Origin of the sequence: Rhodococcus tukisamuensis NBRC 100609, from assembly GCF_001894985.1 — a bacterium.
GTDB lineage: Bacteria > Actinomycetota > Actinomycetes > Mycobacteriales > Mycobacteriaceae > Rhodococcus_G > Rhodococcus_G tukisamuensis.
Genome location: NZ_BCXG01000014.1, coordinates 109,299 through 126,530, shown reverse-complemented (window position 1 = coordinate 126,530; position 17,232 = coordinate 109,299). Strand labels below are relative to the sequence as shown.

The window sequence follows — 17,232 nt, the reverse complement described above, 5'->3', positions numbered from 1 at the left end:
CCGGGTGTCGGGTGTCGGGTGTGCAGTTGTGGGGGCAAACGCCGCGTGGGGTCACCGGTGGGTGCACACTCGGCAGACCACACGGCCGACGACTGTGATGGTACGCACGGATACGAACGGTTCCGGTGGCGTTATAGTTGCGTAGTGCAACACGAACCGGCCGGCGCTGTCGCCGCCGTACACGAAGAGCTCGTTCAGCTGGTCCGGCAGCTGATGACCGGAGACCGTCCCGACGAGGGGACACCGACCTTCGCGCAACATTCGGTGCTCGCATACATCGCCCGCAATTCCGGCTGCCGCGCCACCGAGATCGCCGACGTCTTCGGCGTCCACCGTTCGACAGTCTCGCGCCAGGTCAGGGTGTGCGTGGAGTCCGGCTGGGTCCGTTCCGAGTCAGGTCCGATCCGCAACGGACACCCGCTGTGCGTCACCGATGCCGGCGCGAGCGTCCTCGCGGAGGCGGACCGTCTCCGGCGCGCCGAGGTCGACGAGCGTACCCGCTCGTGGTCGGATGACGAGACTGCAGAATTCGCCCGCCTGCTCCACCGGTTCCGCCTCGGCTCGCCCACGGCAAGTCCCGCCCCGTCCACACCACCCGAGACCATCGGAGATGACACCAGTGCGTGAGTACAAGTCCAACGCCACCTTCACCATCGCCGACGACGATGCCATCGTCCACACGGTCTTCACCCACGCCAGCAGGGACCCCGAGCTGGTCCTGTTCTCCCGACCGGTCGGTGAGCAGTGGGCGGACGTCACCGCCGCGGAGTTCGAGCGACTGGTCACCGGGGTGGCCAAGGGCCTGATCGCGTACGGCGTGGAGCCCGGTGATCGGGTGCTGCTGCTGTCCGCGACCCGGTTCGAGTGGACGCTGTTCGACTTCGCCATCTGGGCGGCCGGCGCGGCCTCGGTACCGATCTACGACTCGTCCTCGCCGGAGCAGATCTCCTGGATCGTCGAGAATTCCGGCGCGAAGGTCGCGATCGTCGAGACTGCGGCGCATGCAGGCTCTTTCGACGCTCCGGCCGTGCGACTGCTGCAGATCGAGGACGGCGCGGTCGAGGCATTGGTAGCAGCCGGACGTGAGATCGACGACGACGAGGTTCGTCGTCGCGTCGACGCGATCCGCGCCGACGACCTGGCGTCGTTGGTCTACACCTCGGGCACGACGGGCCGGCCCAAGGGCTGCGTCCTGACGCACCGGAACTTCCTGTCCGAAGTGCGGGGCATCCTCTCCGCGTCCATCGGCGAGGTGGCGAAGCCGGGCAACCGGATGCTCACCTTCCTTCCCCTCGCCCACGTGCTGGCCCGGGCGGTGTCGCTGGCCATGTTCGAGGCGGGTGGGGCGCAGGCACACTGGTCGAACTTCGGGACGATTGTCGGCCAGTTCGCCCGGTTCCGTCCGCACACGATTCTCGGCGTGCCCCGCGTGTTCGAGAAGGTGCGTGACGCCGCCGCGCAGTCCGCGGCCGACGGCGGCGCCGTGAAGAAGGCGGTGTTCGCCTTCGCGGAGTCCACCGCGGTGGAGTACAGCGAGGCGCTCGACCAGGGCGGCCCCTCGCTGCTGCTGCGGCTCAAGCACCTGGTCGCGGACCGCCTCGTCTACGCCAAGCTCCGCGCGGTGCTCGGCGGCGAGTGCTGGTGGGCGATCTCCGGCGGCGGCGCCCTGATGCCGCGGCTCGGGCACTTCTACCGCGGCATCGGGGTGCCGATCTTCGAGGGCTACGGACTGACCGAGACCACGGCCGCCCACTGCGTCAACGTGCCGGGTGCCCAGAAGATCGGCAGCGTCGGACAGCCGATGGGCGGCAACAGCGTCCGGATCGCAGCCGACGGCGAGATCGAACTGGCCGGCGGCGTCGTGTTCGGCGGCTACTGGCGCAACGAGCTGGCGACCGCGGACGCATTCGACGGCGACTGGCTCCGCACCGGCGACCTGGGCGAGCTCGACGACGACGGGTTCCTCACCATCACCGGGCGCAAGAAGGACCTGCTGGTCACGGCCGGCGGCAAGAACGTCTCGCCCGGACCGCTCGAGGATCGGATGCGCTCGCATGCACTGGTCTCGCAGGCCGTGGTGGTGGGTGACGCCCGTCCGTTCATCGGTGCGCTGATCACGGTGGACCCCGAGGAGTTCGGCCGCTGGCGTTCCGCGCACGGGAAGGCAGACGGCGAGAGCCTCTCCGACCTGCGGCGGGACCCGGAACTGCTCGCAGACCTGCAGCGGGTCGTCGACGACGCCAATTCCACTGTCTCGCACACGGAGGCGATCAAGAAATTCGTCGTGCTGCCCCGCGACCTCACGGAGGAGGACGGCGACCTCACCGCGACCCTGAAGATCAAGCGCAATGTCGTCTCCGAGCGGTTCGCCGACGACATCGACGGCCTCTACGTCTGACGCGCCGCACGGCGGCCCATCCGCGCGGGCGACCTACCAGAGCCGGAACGCGCTGTCGGACACGGTGAATCCGTGGTCCGGTCGCTCGCACGTGACACCGGTACGCTCGTCCACCGAGCAGGTGAACCCCTGGATCTTCAGGGTGCTGCCGTAGGGGAGGGCACGGGCAGGGCCGTCGAAGCGGTGGAAGGCGGGATCGCCCAGGTGCACGAACTCGCCGGCGCGGTCCGAGGTCACCCGGACGGCGTTGGGCGCGAGCGGGGTTCCGCCCGTCCCGAGCGGGCCCACCCGCGGCACGTCGGCAGGGAAGGCGCCGTGGCAGCCGGCGACCGGGGTGGCCGCGGTGATGATCGCGCACTCGAACTTGGTCGACGGGCTGGTGAAGTAGTACGTCCCGGTCTGATCGCCCGCGTAGTCCGCGACCTGTGCCGCAACGGGACTGGTGGTCGGGACCACCGTCGTGGTCGAACGCGGGGCGGCCGACGTGGTGGTCGGGCCGGTGTAGGCGGTGGTGGGAGGGGCCGGGATTGGAGGATCTCCGCCGGAGTCGTCGCCGCATGCCGACACCAGCATCGATGCGGCCAGCGCCGCCAGTACCCACCCGGCTCGAGAAACACCCATGGCCGCCATCGTAGGTCCGGCTACCGGTGGGCTTCGAACTGCTTCACCGCCCGCCACAGCGGCGAGCCCGGTGGCAGTGCACCGTACAGTCCGCCGGCCGCGCGCCGCGTCCGGTCCAGCAGCACCGGGAACCGGGCCCGCCGCGACACCTCGACCAGATCGTCGCGCGGCCTCGTCGTGGCCCTGGTGACGTGCTCGAACACCGGGAGACTGGCCAACTTGTCCAGATTGCATCGCTCGTCGGCCAGGACGAGGTTCGCGACGCCGTCGATCGGGACCTTCGACCAGGGCAGCACGTGGTCGACGTGTCCGCCGGTGGTGATCGGGCGATCGGCCACCCAGAGCATCTCGACCATCGGCCGCAGCAGCGGAGCGAGGTCGCGGAACGCCCGGGCGACACCGGGCCGCAGCACGATGGGGCCGTGGGCGGACAGTTCGGCCATGGTGATCTTCTTGTGCAGGCCGGTGGCGTCGAAGATGAAGTGCTGGTCGTCCAGCGGGGCGCCGCGGGACGGCGGCGTCTGCAGGTGTGTGAGGGGCTGCTGCGCGAGGCGCTGCTCGATCCGTCGGACGGCCCGCAGGTAGTCGGGGTCCTCCGCCTCCCTCGCCGCCTCGGCACTACGAATTCTCTTGCCGGCGAGGATGTCTCGCAGCGCGGCGACCTAGTCGGGGATCGAGCTTCCGGAGCCCTTCAGCTGGGCGAGCCGGCCGTGCTCGTGATACGGGCGGACCTGCGGCCAGTAGTACGAGACCACCCGGTGTGCCAGTTCCTGTACCGGGACGTGCAGCGCGCCGTCCGCGGCTTGGGAGGACTCCACGCAGACGTCGATAAGTGCCAGGACCACGGCCAGCTTGTACGTCGACTCGCGGCGTCCGCTCTCGAGCAGGGCGACGAGCCGCTGCGCGAACGTCATGGTGGGATCGGCGCTGCTCACGCTGTAACCCTAGGCGGGCGGCTACCCGAACTCCGCCCGGAACGCGGCGACCAGGTCCGGCAGCACGGCGACGGCGACGTCGGGGTCGGCGTCCAGGGCCTGCAGCGCGACCACTACGTCGGTGACGCCGAGAGCGATCTGGGCCGCGGCGTTCGCGATCGTCGACGGCAGGTCGATGCCGCCGTCCGGGTCCCGCTCGACGGTCAGGCGACCACGCACCTGCAGTTCCTCAGGGTCCCGACCGGCCGCGGTGAAAGCGGCGTGCAGCAAACCGATTCCGGCGGCGAGGTCGTCGTTGGTGGCGCCCATGATGGGAATCCAGCCGTCGCCCCAGGTGGTGAGCCGGCGCACCACCGGCTTCGAAAGGGTGCCAGACACCCAGACCGGGATGCGCCGTCCGGCGGCGGGACGCGGGGAGCAGTAGGCCTCGGAGAACGAGATGCCCGGGCGGTCGACCGCCGCCGGGGGGCCGTCCCACAGCGCGCGGCATACGGCGAGGGTGTCGTCGAGGAGCGGACCACGCTTGGCGAAGTCGAGCCCCGCAGCCTCGTACTCCTTTGCCTGCCAGCCGGTCCCGACGCCGAGGTCGAGGCGGCCGCCGGACAGCAGGTCCAGGGTGGCGGCCGTCTTCGCCAGCATCGCCCCGCCCCGCAACGCCGCGATCACGATGCCGGTGCCGAGCCGGATCCGGCTGGTCTGGCCGGCGACGAGGGCGAGCACGGTCATCGGTTCGAGCCACGGTGCGTCCGGGTCGGTCGGGAAGGGGCCCCACGAGTAGGCGCTGGTGTCCGGGCCCATCACCACGTGGTCGGTGACCAGCAGACGGTCCACGCCCGCGGCGTCGGCCGCGCGGCACACCGCCAGCAGGTGCTCGAAGTCATCGGTGGCGAGCAGGTTCCCGAAGTTCGGGACGTTCAGGCTGAGCGTGGGCACGACAGTCCTTCCGAGGTGGTTCACGGATTGAGCGGGCGGTTGGTCCAGCCGCCGGTGGCACGGGGCACCCAGCCGCCGGAGGCGTGGGTGCCGCCGTCGACGTGGATGGTGCTGCCGGTGACGAACCGGGACAGGTCGGAGGCCAGGAACAGGGCCGCGCCGGCCACGTCCTCGGGTTGGCCGGGGCCGCCGAGCGGCGACCAGTTCGGCCACAGCGCGCGCTGCTCGGTCGGTACCAGTTCGTCGTAGGGCACCTGCACCGACTCGATCAGGTCCGGCGCGACGGCGTTGACGCGGATCCCGGCCGGCCCGACCTCGGCGGAGAGCGACCTGGTGAACTGCATGAGCGCGGACTTGTAGGCGGAGTACACGGTGTGCCCGGGCATCGCCCGGTGCGCCTCGACGGTGGTGAGGTTGACGACCGACCCGCCGCCGCGGTCGGCCATCCCCGGCAGCACCGCGTGGGTCAGTCGCAGCGCGTGGCCGAGGTTCACCTCGTGCAGGTCGTGCCACAGGTCCGGGCTGTTCGCCGCGAACGGGTGGGGCGCGCGCAGGTAGTGCCCGACGTTGTTGACCAGGATGTCGGGGCGGTGCGCGACCAGAGTCTCGTAGGCCGCCTCGTCCCGCACGTCGCAACGGACCGAGGCGACCGAGCCGCCCGCGGTGCCGTCGAACTCGAGGTCGCCGACGGGGTCGACGTCGGCGACCAGGACGTGTGCCCCGTGGGCGGCGAACGACCGGGCCACGGCCGCGCCGATGCCGGCCGCCCCGCCGGTCACGACGGCTCGGCGCCCGACGAGCATGGCGCCTGGACTGAATGCGGAACGCAACGACATGGGTGTCATTTCACGCCGTCGGCGGCCCGGACTGTGAGGGGAGTCTCGCCCAGCGGGAGAACGGTGGCGGTCGAGGACGGTTTCCGCTGGTGGGCGCCGTGGCGGGAAGGTCGGTGCCACGGAGATGTCACCCCGCCTTGGTACGTTGGCGGAGGATTGACAGTGGAGCCAGGCGAAGGACCAGGAATCTTCCCCAGCCACCAGGAGGCGGCCGTGCGGACCGAGCTGGACACGAGCGCGACAGGCGAGCAGACGTTGACCGTCCGGACCCGGGACGGCGACGTCCGCGGACACGTCGACGGCGGGGTCTACGCCTGGAAGGGGATCCCGTATGCGTCGGCCGGGGTGGCGCGGCGCTTCCGGGAGGCGCTGGCGCCCGAGCCCTGGGAGGGTGAGCTGGACTGCCGGGACTTCGGTCCGACCGCGCCGCAGGCCAAGGCAATACAGGTCCCGATGGAGCCGGGCATCGGCGCCGACGAGGACTGTCTGTCGGTGAACGTGTGGGCGCCACGCCCGGACGGCACCCCGAGACCGGTGATGGTGTGGATCCACGGCGGCGCCTACTGCGTCGGATCCGCTTCGCAGCGGCTCTACGACGGTCGCCGGCTCGCGGAACTCGGCGACCTGGTGGTGGTCACGCTCAACTACCGGCTCGGGGTGCTCGGCTTCCTGGACTTGTCCTCCTTCTCCGACGGGGATCGCCACTTCGAGACCAACGTCGGGCTGCGCGACCAGGTGGTCGCGCTCGAGTGGGTGCGCGAAAGCATCGCCGCCTTCGGCGGGGACCCCGGGAACGTGACGCTGTTCGGGGAGTCCTCGGGCGCCGGTTCGGTCACCACGCTGATGACCTCCCCGCGGGCCGAGGGACTCTTCCATCGCGCGATCGCCCAGAGCTCGCCGGCCACGTCGGTGTACGGCGCGGATCGGGCGGCGAGCGTCGCGGCCCGATACCTCGAACTGGTCGGAGTGGACGCGGCGGACGCCGACCGGCTCTTCGAGCTACCGCTCGAGGACCTGATCTCGGCGGGTGACACCCTGCTCGGCACGGTCTCGACCTCGGTCCCGGGCACCCTGGCGATGGCACCGGTGGTCGACGGAGACCTGGTGCCGCGGTACCCGGTTTCGGCCTTCCGGAAGGGATTCGCGCACCGGATCCCGCTGATCATCGGCACCAACAAGGACGAGGCGTCGTTGTTCCGTCTGTCCCGGTCACCGATCATGCCGGTGACCTCGGACGCGGTGAACCAGATGTTCACCGCCATCGCCGCGGACCATCCGAACCTGCCCGCGATCCGGGTGGCCGACATCATCTCGGCGTACCCGGACTGGTCGAAAACCAGTGGCGCGCTGGCTGTCTCGACGGACGCGGCGTTCCGGATGCCGTGCCTGTGGATCGCGGACGCGCACAGCCGGCACTCGCCGACCTGGGTGTACCGCTTCGACCAGGCCACCCCGATGCTCCGCGCCGCCCGGGTGGGTGCCACCCACGCGACCGAGCTGCCGTACGTGTTCGGCACCTTCGGCGCCTTCGCCCCGGACCCGACGTTCTGGCTCGGCGGCCGGAAGGTCGCGCTCGAGGTGTCCGGGCGGATGCAGCGGCGCTGGCTGGCGTTCGCGCGGTACGGCGTGCCGGCGGCGCTGGACGCCTCGAAGCACTGGGCGCCGTATCGCGAGGAGGGCCGGGCCACGCTGCTGATCGACAAGACCGACACCCTGGCCAGTGACCCGGACCGGGGGTTGCGGGAGGCGTGGGGCGACCGGGTGATGGCGTTCCGCTGACCTCGCCGGACGGGGTCGCCGCTCGCCAGGTGAAGTAGCGTCGTACACATGAGCAAGATGGACGAGGTCGGCGAACGCGAGTCGTGGCGCTGCTGGTTGTGTGACGAGCCGGTGGATCCGGACATGTCGGTCAACGACCCGCGGGGCCCGAGCATCGACAGCATCAACACGGCAAAGAAGGGCAAGGGCGGCCCGGAGCGCCTGGCGCACCGCGCCTGCAACACCAAGAAGGGCGCGGTGAAGCCCGTGGTGCCCTGGTCGGACGCGTTGTTCGTGATCGATCCGGCGCCGATCATCGGCGTGGTCGAGCAGCTCACCCGCAAGCCGGGGCGGGTGGCCGTGGCCCGCTGCCCCTCGAAGTCGGACGCGCAGGACGCCTCCGACTGGCTGCTCGACCGGCTCTCGCGGCTGGCGCCGGAGCTGACACTCGAGACGAAGATCGAGCCGGGCGGCGGCGGGTTCCTGCTGGTCGTCAGCCGCTGACCCGAACCCGTCGGCCGCGGCCGGACACCGGCGCCTCACTCTCGGTACGAATGGGCGACCTCGGATTCGACGACCAACGCGTCGAGTTCGCGCAGCGCGGGCAGGCCGAAGCAGACCGCCGCGATCCCCACCACCGGGATGGCCAGCACGAAGAACGTGGTGCGGATACCGACCGAGTCGATCAGCGGGCCCGCCAGCAGGTAGCCGAGCGGTCCGGCCGCGTACGCCGTCGAGGTCATCACGCCGACCACCCGGCCGCGCATGTGCTCCGGGCTTCGGGTCTGCATGGCGTAGTTCGCGATCGGCCCGACGGGGCCGAACACCAGCCCGACCATCAGCGCCAGGGTGAGCAACACCCACAACGGGGGCAGGAACGCCATGCCGACCATGCACAGTCCCAGCGCGGTGACGGCCAGCAGCATCAGCGTGCGGCGGCGGACGTGCGCGGCGAGCGCTCCGTAGGCGAGCGCGCCGATCACGCCGCCGACGGCCATCGCCATCAGCACCCAGCCGAGTTGGGCCGGTTGGTCGAGTTCGGTGAAGTACGCGGGGAACAGCACGCTCTCGACCGGCATGTACAGCGCGACGACTGCCATGTCGACCAGGGCGAGGGTGCGTAGCAACCTGTTGTGCCAGACGAACTTCAGCCCGTCGAGGGTCCCGGTCCACATCGACTCCGGCCGGGTCTCGCGATCGGGCTTCCCGGCGCCGTCGAGGCGCAGGAACGCGATGGTGACGATCGACGCGAGGAAGCAGGCCGCGGTCACCCACAGGGTGTTCACCGCGCCGACCGTCGCGATCAGCACGCCGCCCACGCCGGGGCCGATCAGGTACGCGACGTTGTAGTTCGCCTCGTACAGGCTGTTCGCGCGGTCCAGCGACCAGCGGGCCTCCTTGGTCGCGGCCGGGAGCATGGACTCGCGGGCCGCGATGCCGGCCGGGTCGAAGGTCGCCCCGAGCGCCGCCAGGGCCGCGAGCACCGGCACCGACAGGCCCGCCGTCGCCGCCATCAGCGGGATCAGCGACACCGAGACCGCGGACAGGAAGTCGGAGACCAGGGAGGTGCGACGGCGGCCGAACCGGTCCACCACGGTCCCGGAGAACAGGCTCGACAGCAGCAGCGGCAGGGTGGCCGCACCCGCGACGATCGCCGCGTCGGTGGCCCGCCCGGTGCGCTCGAGCACCAGCCACGGCAACGCGACGATGGTGATGCCGTTGCCGGTTGCCGACAGCAGCGTCGCCAGGTTGATCAGGGCCAGCGGACCGAACCGGCGGGCGGCGGTGGCCGTCGTCGCAGTCATGTCGGGTTCCTTCAGGACGGGGGAGACATGACCCGACGCTAGCGGTCCCGCCGCGGCCGCGCGACCGACTTTTCGTCAGTGCGTACCGGGCTGCACACCGAGCCGTTCGCACGCCGCCTGGTAGAGCGCGACCACCTCCGTGCGGATCGAGCCGCGATCGGTGACCGGACCCAGCCACGGCACCCGCACCGTCGTCTCGGCGCCGTCCACCTCGGCCGCCCACTCGCCGGCCTCGGTGTCCAGTCCGGTCATCCGAGCCGCGGTCGCGGACGGCTCGCCGAAGGCGCGCACGATGAGCAGGTTGTCGGCGGTGTGGTCGCCGTTCATGTGGCCGGTGACGGCGGCGATGACGGAGTCGTCGAAGGAGGTCATGGTCGGAGCCTAGGTCGGTGCGGGCCGCGGACCCGCACCGACCTCGCGGGTCAGCCGTGCCGGCGCAGCGCCGTGCGGGTCGGGACCGCGATGGCGACCAGCCCCAGCAGGACGGTGGTGCCCACGATGGCGGCGTAGACAGCGAGGGAGACCGCCGGCACCGGCTGCCCCGACACTCCGATGCTGACGCCGACCAGCGGCGGCACCGCGATCGCGGTGCCGACCACCGACGCGATCACGGTCACCATCACCGCCTCGGTGCGCATCATCGCCCGCACCTGCCGCCGGCTCGACCCGACCATGCGCAGCAGCGCGAACTCGCGGCCGCGTTCGGCCGTCGCCATGACCAAGGTGTTGACCACCGCGACCGCCAGGTACGCCAGCAGCACCGACAGTGCGATCAGGCTGGTCCAAGACTGCGCATCGCGCTCGGCCGCACCGGCGGCGCCCAGCCCGTCCCGGTCGGTCGTGACGAATCCCGCCGTGGTCAGCGCCGCGTCCGCCTCGGACTGCCGGCCCGCTTCGGTGCGGACGAGCACGTAGTCGTCGAGGCCGGCGGTGGTGTGGGCGCGGACCGTCTCGTTCGCCAGCGTGACGTCGCCGAAGCCGAGGCCGCGTCCGTAGGTGGCGACCAGCGTCGGCGCGATCGGGGTGCCGTCGCCGAGGCGCAGCGGAACCGCGTCGCCCACCCGCGCGCCCGCCGACTGCGCGGCATCGACGCTCAGCGCCACGGTGTCCGGGCCCGCGAGGGCCGCGATGTCACCGCTGACCACCTTCAGGTCCATCGTCGACGCGGTCGCCACCGGGTCGACGCCCTGCACCGCGTACGGCAGGGTGCTGGTCGTGTCGCCTTCCTGACGGGTGAAGTACGCCTGGCTGCGGGCCACCGGATTTGCCGCCTGCACCCCGGGTGTCCGCGCGATCGCGTCGACGGCGTCGGGGGAGAGGCCGCCCGCCCCGCCGGTGACCAGGAGGTCCGCGGTGACGCCCTCCCTCGACTGGACGCCTGCCTCCGCCGCCACCGTGCTCGAGGCGAAGATCTGCACCGACCCGATCGCGATCGCGAGGGCGAGCGGGGTGATCGCGGAGGCGAGGCGCCGGGCGTTGCCACGGGTGTTCGCGGCCGCCAGGAACAGCGCCGGTGAACCCGAACGGCGCAGCGGGCCGCCGAGCAGGGCGATCGCACCGGTGACCAGCCGCGGCCCGAGCAGCGCCACCGAGATCATCAGCAGCACAGCCGAACTCCCGGCTCCGGCCAGGGCCGCCTCGCCCGGCACCACGGCGGGCAGCAGCGAGACGGTGAGCCCGGCGACGCCGAGCGCGAGTCCGGTGACCACCCGTCCGCGACCGAGGCCGGCCGGGGTCACCGACGCCTCCTGCAGGGCGTCGACCGGGTTGATCCGGGCCGGCCTTCGCGCCGCGACGGCTGCGGCCACGCGTGCGGTCGCGACGCTGAGCACCACCGCCGCGAGCGCCGGCAGCGGGCTGAAGGCCAGGGCGAAGTCGGCCGGCAGGATTCCCGCACCCGCGAACCGCGCCCGAAGCCACCCGGCGAGCAGGAACCCGGGGAGGGCGCCCGCCGCGGCGGCGACGCCCGCGACCAGCATCACCTCGCGGCCGACCAGTCGGTGGATCTGCCCCGGCGTCGCACCGACCGCCCGCAGCAGCGCGAACTCCCGACGGCGCTGCTGGATGGACAGCGACAGGGTGCTCGCCACCACGAACATCGCGATCAGCACCGCGGTGCCGGCGAACGAGGCGCCGATCATCGCCAGTTCAGTTCGTGCGCCGCCGGAGTCGAGGAACTCGGCGTCCCCGCGAGCCCGGCCTGTGTGCACGTCCACCTCGGGCAGGCGCTGGCGGATCGTGTCGGCCAGGGCGTCTGCCGAGATCCCGTCACGGCCGGTCACCCCGACGGCCGCGACCCGGTCGGGGTGCGGCGAGAGCGCGCCGGCCCGCTGGTCGGTGAGGAAGACGTGCGCGGCGCGGTCGGGGCTCGTTCCCGCGCTAGCCGCCGCGACACCGACCACCGTGTAGTCGGCGGTGATCCCGCCGTGCGCCAACGGAACCTGGTCGCCGACCCGGGCCGGCTGGGCGTCGTCGACGACGACCTCGCGCGGGCCTTCCGGCGCCCGGCCGTCACGAATCGCGTACGGCGTCAACGCCGCCGAGCCCCAACCGTGTGCCTCGACCGGCCTGCCGGACCAGGTCAGCGGGACCGTGACGTCGGCGACGGCCCGCGCCACCCCGGGGAGAGCGGCCAGGTCCGCGGCGGTGCCCGCCGCCAGCGGTGCCCGTTCCGCGAACGGCTGGTCGATGTCCTCCCTGACGTCGAGGCTCTGCCGGCCGCCGACGACGACGTCGGCGCCCGCGTACCGCTGTGGCTCGACGCCGCCGCGGATCCCGGACTCGATCAGCACCCCCAACCCGGTCACCAGCAGGGCCGCGAAGAACACGGCGACGAACATGCCGGCGAACCCGCCGCGATGGCGCCGGATGTTCGCACCGGCCAGCGTCGTCACCGACGACCTCCGCACGGTCACCACTCCCCGAGGTGGGTCATGTGGTCGGCGACCTGCTGCGCGCTCGGACGGTCGAGGTGACCGACGAAGGCGCCGTCGGCGAGGAAGAGCACCCGGTCCGCGTGGGACGCGGCGACCGGGTCGTGGGTCACCATCACCACGGTCTGGTCTAGTTCGCGGGCGGTGCGGCCCAGCAGTTCCAGTACCTGCCGGCCGGTCCGCGAGTCCAGCGCACCGGTCGGCTCGTCGGCGAAGACGGCGTTCGGCCGGGTCACCAGCGCGCGGGCAATGGCGACCCGCTGCTGCTGACCGCCGGACAGTTCCGCTGGTCGTCGCCCGCGGAAGTCGGCGAGACCGACGGCACCGACCACGAAGTCGAGCCAGCCGTGGTCGGCCTCCCGGCCGGCGAGGAGCAGTGGCAGGGTGATGTTCTGCTCCACCGACAGCGCGGGCAGCAGGTTGTAGGCCTGGAACACGAAGCCGACGTGATCGCGCCGGAACACGGTCAGGGCCTTCGGTTTCAGCCGGGAGATGTCGGTGTCGCCGAGCCACACGGACCCGGTGGTCGGCCGGTCGAGGCCGGCCGCGCAGTGCAGGAAGGTGCTCTTGCCGGAGCCGGACGGACCCATGACCGCGGTGAAGGCGCCGCGGGGCAGGGCGAGGCTGACCCCGCGCAGCGCGGTGACGGCACCGCCGCCGGCACCGTACTTCTTGGTGACGCCGTCGAGGCGGATGGCGGTGGGCGGGCCCGGCACGGGACGCGCCGCGGCGGTCGGCATGGCTTGTGTCGTCATGGGCACCAACGCTATTGACGGCGTGGGCGGGTCTCGATCCGGCGGACTACCGGATCCATGGTGTAGCTGGCTGTACCGACACGGCCGAACGGGTGGGGCATGCTGGGGCCATGACTACGAGCGCACGACTGCGGCGGTGGGGGCGGGCGCTCGCCTACCTGGTGGTCGAGGGCGTCGCCGGGACGGTGTCGCTGCTGATGCTGATCGCCGGTTTGGTGCTGGCGCCGTTCCTGCTGCTCGGACCCGGCTGGTTGGTCGCGCCGACGGCGGTGCGGGCGTTGCGCGGGTGGACGGCGCTGGCGCGGCAACGGGCGGGACGGTTCACCGGGGAACCGGTGGGCGAGCGGTACCCGCCGATCCCGGCCGACCCGACGTTCGAGGACCTGCGACGACTGGTCAGTGCGCCGTCGACGCTGCGGGACGCGGGCTGGGTGGCCGTGCACGCACTGGTCGCGCCGGCCGCGGCGCTGCTCGCCGTCGGACTCCCGGCCGGCGCACTGAACTCCCTGCTCGTCCCCGCGTACTGGCAGGCGATGCCGGCGGACGAGCCGGTGAGCAACCTGTACCCGGTGACCTCGTGGTGGGGCGCGGCGGCGATGCCGCTGATCGGCCTCGGGTACGCCGCGGTCGCGCTGTGGCTGGTGCCGGCGATGGCGCGCGGGATGTGCGCGGTGACGCTGCGACTGCTGGCCCCGACCCGGGCGTCGCAGCTGGCGCAGCGGGTGAGCGCGCTGACCGCGAGTCGCGCCGCGGCCCTCGACGCGCACGCCGCGGAGCTGCGACGGATCGAGCGGGACCTGCACGACGGCGCGCAGAACAAGCTGGTGGGGGTGGTGATGATGCTCGGCATCGCGGAGCGGTCCCTGACGACGAACCCGGAACAGGCGCTGCCGCAACTGCGCCGGGCGCAGGACGCCGCCACCGACGCGCTAGCCGGGCTGCGCACCCTGGTCCACGACATCTACCCACCGATCCTCGACGAGCTCGGTCTCGACGGCGCGTTGTCGGCGCTGGCCGGCCGATGCCCGGTGCCGTGCGCACTCGACGTCGACGGCCTGCGCCGGGCGCCCGCGGCGGTGGAGTCGGCCGCGTACTTCGTGGCGGCGGAGGGGCTGACGAACGTCGCCAAGCACAGCGGGGCGGGCCGGGTCGTCCTCACCGCGACCACCGACGTCGGCCCGTCCGGCGAGGTGCTGCGGATCGTGGTCGCCGACGACGGGCGGGGCGGCGCCGCCGCACGTGCGGGCGGCGGCCTGGCCGGGATCCGGCGTCGGGCAGAGGCTTTCGAGGGAAGCGTGGAACTGGTGAGCCCCGACGGTGGGCCGACGACGTTGAGAGTGGAGTTGCCGTGCGGATCGTGATCGCGGAGGACGACGCGCTGCTGAGGGAGGGCCTCGCCCTGCTGCTGCGCAGCGAGGGATTCGATGTCGTTGCGGCGGTGGACAATGCGGACGGCTTCCTCGAGGTGTTGGACTCGGTGGATGCCGCGGTGCTCGACGTGCGGATGCCGCCGACGTTCACCAACGAGGGGCTGCAGGCGGCGGCGGAGGCCCGGCGGCGTCGACCGGGGTTCCCGGTCCTGGTGCTCTCCGCGTACGTCGAGGACCGGTACGCCGGTGGGCTGCTCGCGGACGGCGCCCACGGCCTGGGCTACCTGCTCAAGGAGCGGGTCGGCAAGGTTGCGGAGTTCGTCGACGCACTGCGGCGCGTCGCGGACGGTGGCACCGTGATGGACCCCGAGGTGATCTCGCAGCTGATGAGCCGGCGCCGCGCCGACGACCCGATCCGCTCGCTCACCCCGCGCGAGACCGAGGTGCTGGGACTGATGGCGGAGGGCCTGGACAACACCACCATCGCGGCGCGGCTGGTGGTCAGCGAGACCGCGGTGAGCAAGCACATCGGCAACATCTTCGCCAAGCTCGGGTTGTCCGCGGCCGACAGCGGACACCGCCGGGTGCTGGCGGTGCTGGCTTACCTGCGGGGGTAGTCGTACGGTCGGATGGTCGTCCCGAACCGAGGGAGTGCCATGTCCGATCACCGCGGCCTGTCCGGCGTCGCACCCGATGCCGGCATCCCGAGCGAGAACGGCGTCAAGAAGACCCGGTGGGACCGACTGCGCCACGAATGGCACCACCGGCTCGACCCCAGCGAGCAGTCGGCCGTCATCTCCTGGGCCGCCTTCACCGCGACCTTCGGGTCGGTCCGGGTGCTGACGCACTGGATCCGGGCGGGGCACGGACCGGCCGGTGGCGGAATCAGCCTGGGCGGACGCCACTTCCACCACTACAACATCGGCATCGCGCTGCTCGGCGCGGTCGGTGCGGTGGCCACCCGAGGCTCCGAGAAGGACCGGCGGCACCCGGCGGTGGCGATCGCCTACGGCTCGGGCGGCGCGTTGATCGTCGACGAGCTGGCGCTGTTGCTGGACCTCGAGGACGTGTACTGGGCCAAGGAAGGCCGCACGAGTGTCGACGCCGCGGTCGCGGTGATCGCGGCGGGGGCGACATTCTTTGCCGGGCTGCCGTTCTGGCCGTCCGCCGGGAAGGTGCTGGGCGCGCCGGTCGGTGGGTGAGACCCGCGGCCTATGTAAAGAATTCTTGACATACAAATGACAAGTGTTCTTTACTTCTTGTATGTCCGGAACACCGCGGGACAACCGGGTGCGCGAGCACCGCAAGCAGGCCGGGATCACCCAGGCACAGCTCGCCCAGGCGGGCGGGGTCAGTCGGCAGTCCATCGTGTCCGTCGAACGTGGCGACTACGCGCCGAGCGTGTACCTGGCGCTGCGCCTGGCGAGGGTGCTCGGCGCCACCGTCGAAGACCTGTTTCCGCTGACGACCGAGGAGTGATGACGATGAGTGCGTTCGAACGGGCCATGCGTTCGGTCGGCGACCTGGACGACGAGTTCTACCTCGACGAGCGGCAGCGGGACGTGTGGAACGAGGCGGCGGCGGTCGGCTTCCAGCTCTTCTTGTGGGCGGCCCTCGCCGCGGCCGCGGTGCTGCCCTGGGTGGCCGGGCGAACCGGCGCCTGGATCGGGCTCGGGCTGCTCGTCGCCGCCGCCGTGATCTCGATTGCCACGATCGAATTCGCGCGCCGACGCCACGTCGACCTGCATGCCACCGCCTTCCGCGTGCGCCCGCGGCTGTTCCTCGCCGGGGCGTTGTACGCGGTCGGGGTGGTCGGCCTGATCGACCGACTGGTCGTTGCGGGCGCGCAGGACGGCGCGTCCACCTGGTCCGGTGCGGCGGTGGGCGCGGCCGTCGGAATCGCCGGGGCGGCGCTGGTGGTCCGCGCGAAGCAGCGGCGTCAGGCCCGGTTCGAGGCCGCCGAGGACCTGGTCTGACGCCGGGCCCGGTCCCTCACCAGCCGGCGGGCAGCGCCGTGAAGTCCGGCGCCCGGCCCTCGGCGAACGCGGCGAGAGCCTCGAGGTTGGCGGGTCCGCCCATGAGTTCGCGGAAGCACTCGTTCTCCCGCTCGCGGGCCGCGTCGATCTCGGCGCGCAGCGGCGCGGTCATCGTCCGCTTGACCGCGATCAGGCTCGAAATCGGCTTGGCCGCCAGCACTTCGGCATGCCTCCGCGCCTCCGGCAGCAGGTCTTCGGGCTCGCAGACCCGCCACACCAGGCCCATCTCCTTCGCCTGCGCCGCGTCGATCCACTCCGAGGACATCAACACCCACGCCGCGTTCTGCCTGCCGATCAGGGCGGGCAGAAGGTAGCTCGACGCGGCCTCGGGCGCCACGCCCAGCCCGGTGAACGGGCACTTGAGCCGCGCGTCGCTCGACATGAACGCCAGGTCGGCGAACCCGAGGACGGTCGCGCCGATGCCCAGCCCCATCCCGTTGACCGCGCAGATCAGCGGCTTCGGGAACTCCACCAGGGCGTCGAGCAGCCCGCGGAAGCCGTGCTTGCCGGGCTTGAAGTCCGGATCGGTTGTGCGTGCGTGCATCTCGCGCAGGTCGGTGCCCGCGGTGAACGCCCGGCCGTTGCCGGTGAGCAGCACCACCGCCACGTCGGGGTCGGTGGCCGCGTCCAGCAGCGCCTCGGTGGTGGCGTCGTAGAGGGCCTCGTCGAAGGCGTTGAGCGCGTCGGGTCGGTCGAGGGTCAGGGTCCGGACACGCTTGTCGTCCGCGATCAGCAGGCTCATGTCAGCATGCTAGAACGTGTGTCAGTTTCTCGGAAGGGTTCGGCGGGCGGGCTGCGGCCGAAGCCTCCCCGCCTGATCTGTCAACCCTTCCAACCGGCGGAAAACTATAG

At 71.9% G+C, this 17,232-nt stretch carries 19 protein-coding genes; 9 read left to right on the top strand and 10 right to left on the bottom strand.

Annotated features, from left to right (window positions below; genetic code table 11):
- Positions 1 to 144 precede the first annotated feature (144 nt).
- A complete protein-coding gene (locus RT2_RS15960; protein WP_072845772.1) occupies positions 145 to 627 on the top strand; it encodes a MarR family winged helix-turn-helix transcriptional regulator in 483 nt (160 codons plus the stop codon).
- On the top strand, positions 620 to 2,398 hold the full coding sequence (locus tag RT2_RS15955) for an AMP-dependent synthetase/ligase (RefSeq protein ID WP_072845771.1): 1,779 nt from the start codon (positions 620 to 622) through the stop codon (positions 2,396 to 2,398). The genes RT2_RS15960 and RT2_RS15955 overlap by 8 nt, the downstream gene beginning before the upstream one ends.
- A 33-nt stretch (positions 2,399 to 2,431) precedes the next feature.
- On the opposite strand, the gene RT2_RS26475 is transcribed toward RT2_RS15955, so the two are convergent.
- The 5 genes from RT2_RS26475 to RT2_RS15935 form a co-directional block, all read right to left on the bottom strand.
- Positions 2,432 to 3,019: a hypothetical protein gene (locus RT2_RS26475; RefSeq protein ID WP_245709479.1), complete on the bottom strand. Its 588-nt coding sequence runs from the start codon at positions 3,017 to 3,019 to the stop codon at positions 2,432 to 2,434.
- Positions 3,020 to 3,039: 20 nt separating this feature from the next.
- A complete protein-coding gene (locus RT2_RS26755; protein ID WP_307718218.1) occupies positions 3,040 to 3,462 on the bottom strand; it encodes an HNH endonuclease domain-containing protein in 423 nt (140 codons plus the stop codon).
- 219 nt (positions 3,463 to 3,681) lie between these two features.
- Positions 3,682 to 3,954 carry a DUF8808 domain-containing protein gene (locus tag RT2_RS26750; protein ID WP_307718217.1) on the bottom strand — a complete coding sequence of 91 codons (273 nt, stop codon included), beginning with the start codon at positions 3,952 to 3,954 and terminating at the stop codon, positions 3,682 to 3,684.
- Between the two features lie 21 nt (positions 3,955 to 3,975).
- A complete protein-coding gene (locus RT2_RS15940) occupies positions 3,976 to 4,887 on the bottom strand; it encodes a TIGR03619 family F420-dependent LLM class oxidoreductase (RefSeq protein ID WP_072845787.1) in 912 nt (303 codons plus the stop codon).
- A gap of 20 nt (positions 4,888 to 4,907) precedes the next feature.
- On the bottom strand, positions 4,908 to 5,723 hold the full coding sequence (locus RT2_RS15935) for an SDR family NAD(P)-dependent oxidoreductase (protein WP_371851174.1): 816 nt from the start codon (positions 5,721 to 5,723) through the stop codon (positions 4,908 to 4,910).
- Positions 5,724 to 5,948: 225 nt separating this feature from the next.
- On the opposite strand from RT2_RS15935, the gene RT2_RS15930 reads away from it, so the two are divergent.
- Entirely contained in the window at positions 5,949 to 7,502 is a 1,554-nt protein-coding gene (locus RT2_RS15930; RefSeq protein ID WP_092776346.1) for a carboxylesterase/lipase family protein, read from the top strand.
- Positions 7,503 to 7,550: 48 nt separating this feature from the next.
- Positions 7,551 to 7,985 (top strand): hypothetical protein, encoded by a 435-nt coding sequence (locus tag RT2_RS15925; protein WP_072845769.1) that lies wholly within the window; start codon positions 7,551 to 7,553, stop codon positions 7,983 to 7,985.
- Between the two features lie 35 nt (positions 7,986 to 8,020).
- Here RT2_RS15925 and RT2_RS15920 read toward each other — a convergent pair whose 3' ends face one another.
- The 4 genes from RT2_RS15920 to RT2_RS15905 all read right to left on the bottom strand — a co-directional run bounded on the left by RT2_RS15920 (position 8,021) and on the right by RT2_RS15905 (position 12,974).
- Positions 8,021 to 9,286, bottom strand: coding sequence for an MFS transporter (locus tag RT2_RS15920; protein WP_072845768.1), 1,266 nt, complete (start codon positions 9,284 to 9,286; stop codon positions 8,021 to 8,023).
- Positions 9,287 to 9,361: 75 nt separating this feature from the next.
- Entirely contained in the window at positions 9,362 to 9,658 is a 297-nt protein-coding gene (locus RT2_RS15915; RefSeq protein WP_072845767.1) for a DUF2470 domain-containing protein, read from the bottom strand.
- Between the two features lie 50 nt (positions 9,659 to 9,708).
- Positions 9,709 to 12,201 carry an ABC transporter permease gene (locus RT2_RS15910; protein ID WP_245709480.1) on the bottom strand — a complete coding sequence of 831 codons (2,493 nt, stop codon included), beginning with the start codon at positions 12,199 to 12,201 and terminating at the stop codon, positions 9,709 to 9,711.
- Positions 12,198 to 12,974 carry an ABC transporter ATP-binding protein gene (locus RT2_RS15905; RefSeq protein ID WP_371851173.1) on the bottom strand — a complete coding sequence of 259 codons (777 nt, stop codon included), beginning with the start codon at positions 12,972 to 12,974 and terminating at the stop codon, positions 12,198 to 12,200. Before RT2_RS15905 ends, RT2_RS15910 begins: the two co-directional genes overlap by 4 nt.
- Before the next feature lie 110 nt (positions 12,975 to 13,084).
- On the opposite strand from RT2_RS15905, the gene RT2_RS15900 reads away from it, so the two are divergent.
- From RT2_RS15900 to RT2_RS15880, 5 genes are all read left to right on the top strand, one after another.
- Positions 13,085 to 14,335, top strand: coding sequence for a sensor histidine kinase (locus RT2_RS15900; protein WP_072845764.1), 1,251 nt, complete (start codon positions 13,085 to 13,087; stop codon positions 14,333 to 14,335).
- Positions 14,323 to 14,961 (top strand): response regulator transcription factor, encoded by a 639-nt coding sequence (locus RT2_RS15895; protein WP_072845763.1) that lies wholly within the window; start codon positions 14,323 to 14,325, stop codon positions 14,959 to 14,961. The genes RT2_RS15900 and RT2_RS15895 overlap by 13 nt, the downstream gene beginning before the upstream one ends.
- A gap of 39 nt (positions 14,962 to 15,000) precedes the next feature.
- Complete coding sequence (locus RT2_RS15890; RefSeq protein WP_245709481.1) at positions 15,001 to 15,546, top strand: hypothetical protein; 546 nt, start codon at positions 15,001 to 15,003, stop codon at positions 15,544 to 15,546.
- Positions 15,547 to 15,607: 61 nt separating this feature from the next.
- Positions 15,608 to 15,823 carry a helix-turn-helix transcriptional regulator gene (locus RT2_RS15885; protein WP_072845762.1) on the top strand — a complete coding sequence of 72 codons (216 nt, stop codon included), beginning with the start codon at positions 15,608 to 15,610 and terminating at the stop codon, positions 15,821 to 15,823.
- Between the two features lie 5 nt (positions 15,824 to 15,828).
- Positions 15,829 to 16,320, top strand: coding sequence for a hypothetical protein (locus RT2_RS15880; RefSeq protein ID WP_072845784.1), 492 nt, complete (start codon positions 15,829 to 15,831; stop codon positions 16,318 to 16,320).
- Between the two features lie 16 nt (positions 16,321 to 16,336).
- Here RT2_RS15880 and RT2_RS15875 read toward each other — a convergent pair whose 3' ends face one another.
- Complete coding sequence (locus tag RT2_RS15875) at positions 16,337 to 17,122, bottom strand: enoyl-CoA hydratase/isomerase family protein (protein WP_072845761.1); 786 nt, start codon at positions 17,120 to 17,122, stop codon at positions 16,337 to 16,339.
- Positions 17,123 to 17,232 lie beyond the last annotated feature (110 nt).

Coding starts and splice junctions, on each gene's coding strand:
- RT2_RS26475 (WP_245709479.1), bottom strand. CDS start 3,019: ATGGGTGTTTCTCGAGCCGGGTGGGTACTGGCGGCGCTGGCCGCATCG.
- RT2_RS26755 (WP_307718218.1), bottom strand. CDS start 3,462: ATGGCCGAACTGTCCGCCCACGGCCCCATCGTGCTGCGGCCCGGTGTC.
- RT2_RS15935 (WP_371851174.1), bottom strand. CDS start 5,723: ATGTCGTTGCGTTCCGCATTCAGTCCAGGCGCCATGCTCGTCGGGCGC.
- RT2_RS15925 (WP_072845769.1), top strand. CDS start 7,551: ATGAGCAAGATGGACGAGGTCGGCGAACGCGAGTCGTGGCGCTGCTGG.
- RT2_RS15920 (WP_072845768.1), bottom strand. CDS start 9,286: ATGACTGCGACGACGGCCACCGCCGCCCGCCGGTTCGGTCCGCTGGCC.
- RT2_RS15915 (WP_072845767.1), bottom strand. CDS start 9,658: ATGACCTCCTTCGACGACTCCGTCATCGCCGCCGTCACCGGCCACATG.
- RT2_RS15905 (WP_371851173.1), bottom strand. CDS start 12,974: ATGACGACACAAGCCATGCCGACCGCCGCGGCGCGTCCCGTGCCGGGC.
- RT2_RS15900 (WP_072845764.1), top strand. CDS start 13,085: ATGACTACGAGCGCACGACTGCGGCGGTGGGGGCGGGCGCTCGCCTAC.
- RT2_RS15890 (WP_245709481.1), top strand. CDS start 15,001: ATGTCCGATCACCGCGGCCTGTCCGGCGTCGCACCCGATGCCGGCATC.
- RT2_RS15885 (WP_072845762.1), top strand. CDS start 15,608: ATGTCCGGAACACCGCGGGACAACCGGGTGCGCGAGCACCGCAAGCAG.
- RT2_RS15880 (WP_072845784.1), top strand. CDS start 15,829: ATGAGTGCGTTCGAACGGGCCATGCGTTCGGTCGGCGACCTGGACGAC.
- RT2_RS15875 (WP_072845761.1), bottom strand. CDS start 17,122: ATGAGCCTGCTGATCGCGGACGACAAGCGTGTCCGGACCCTGACCCTC.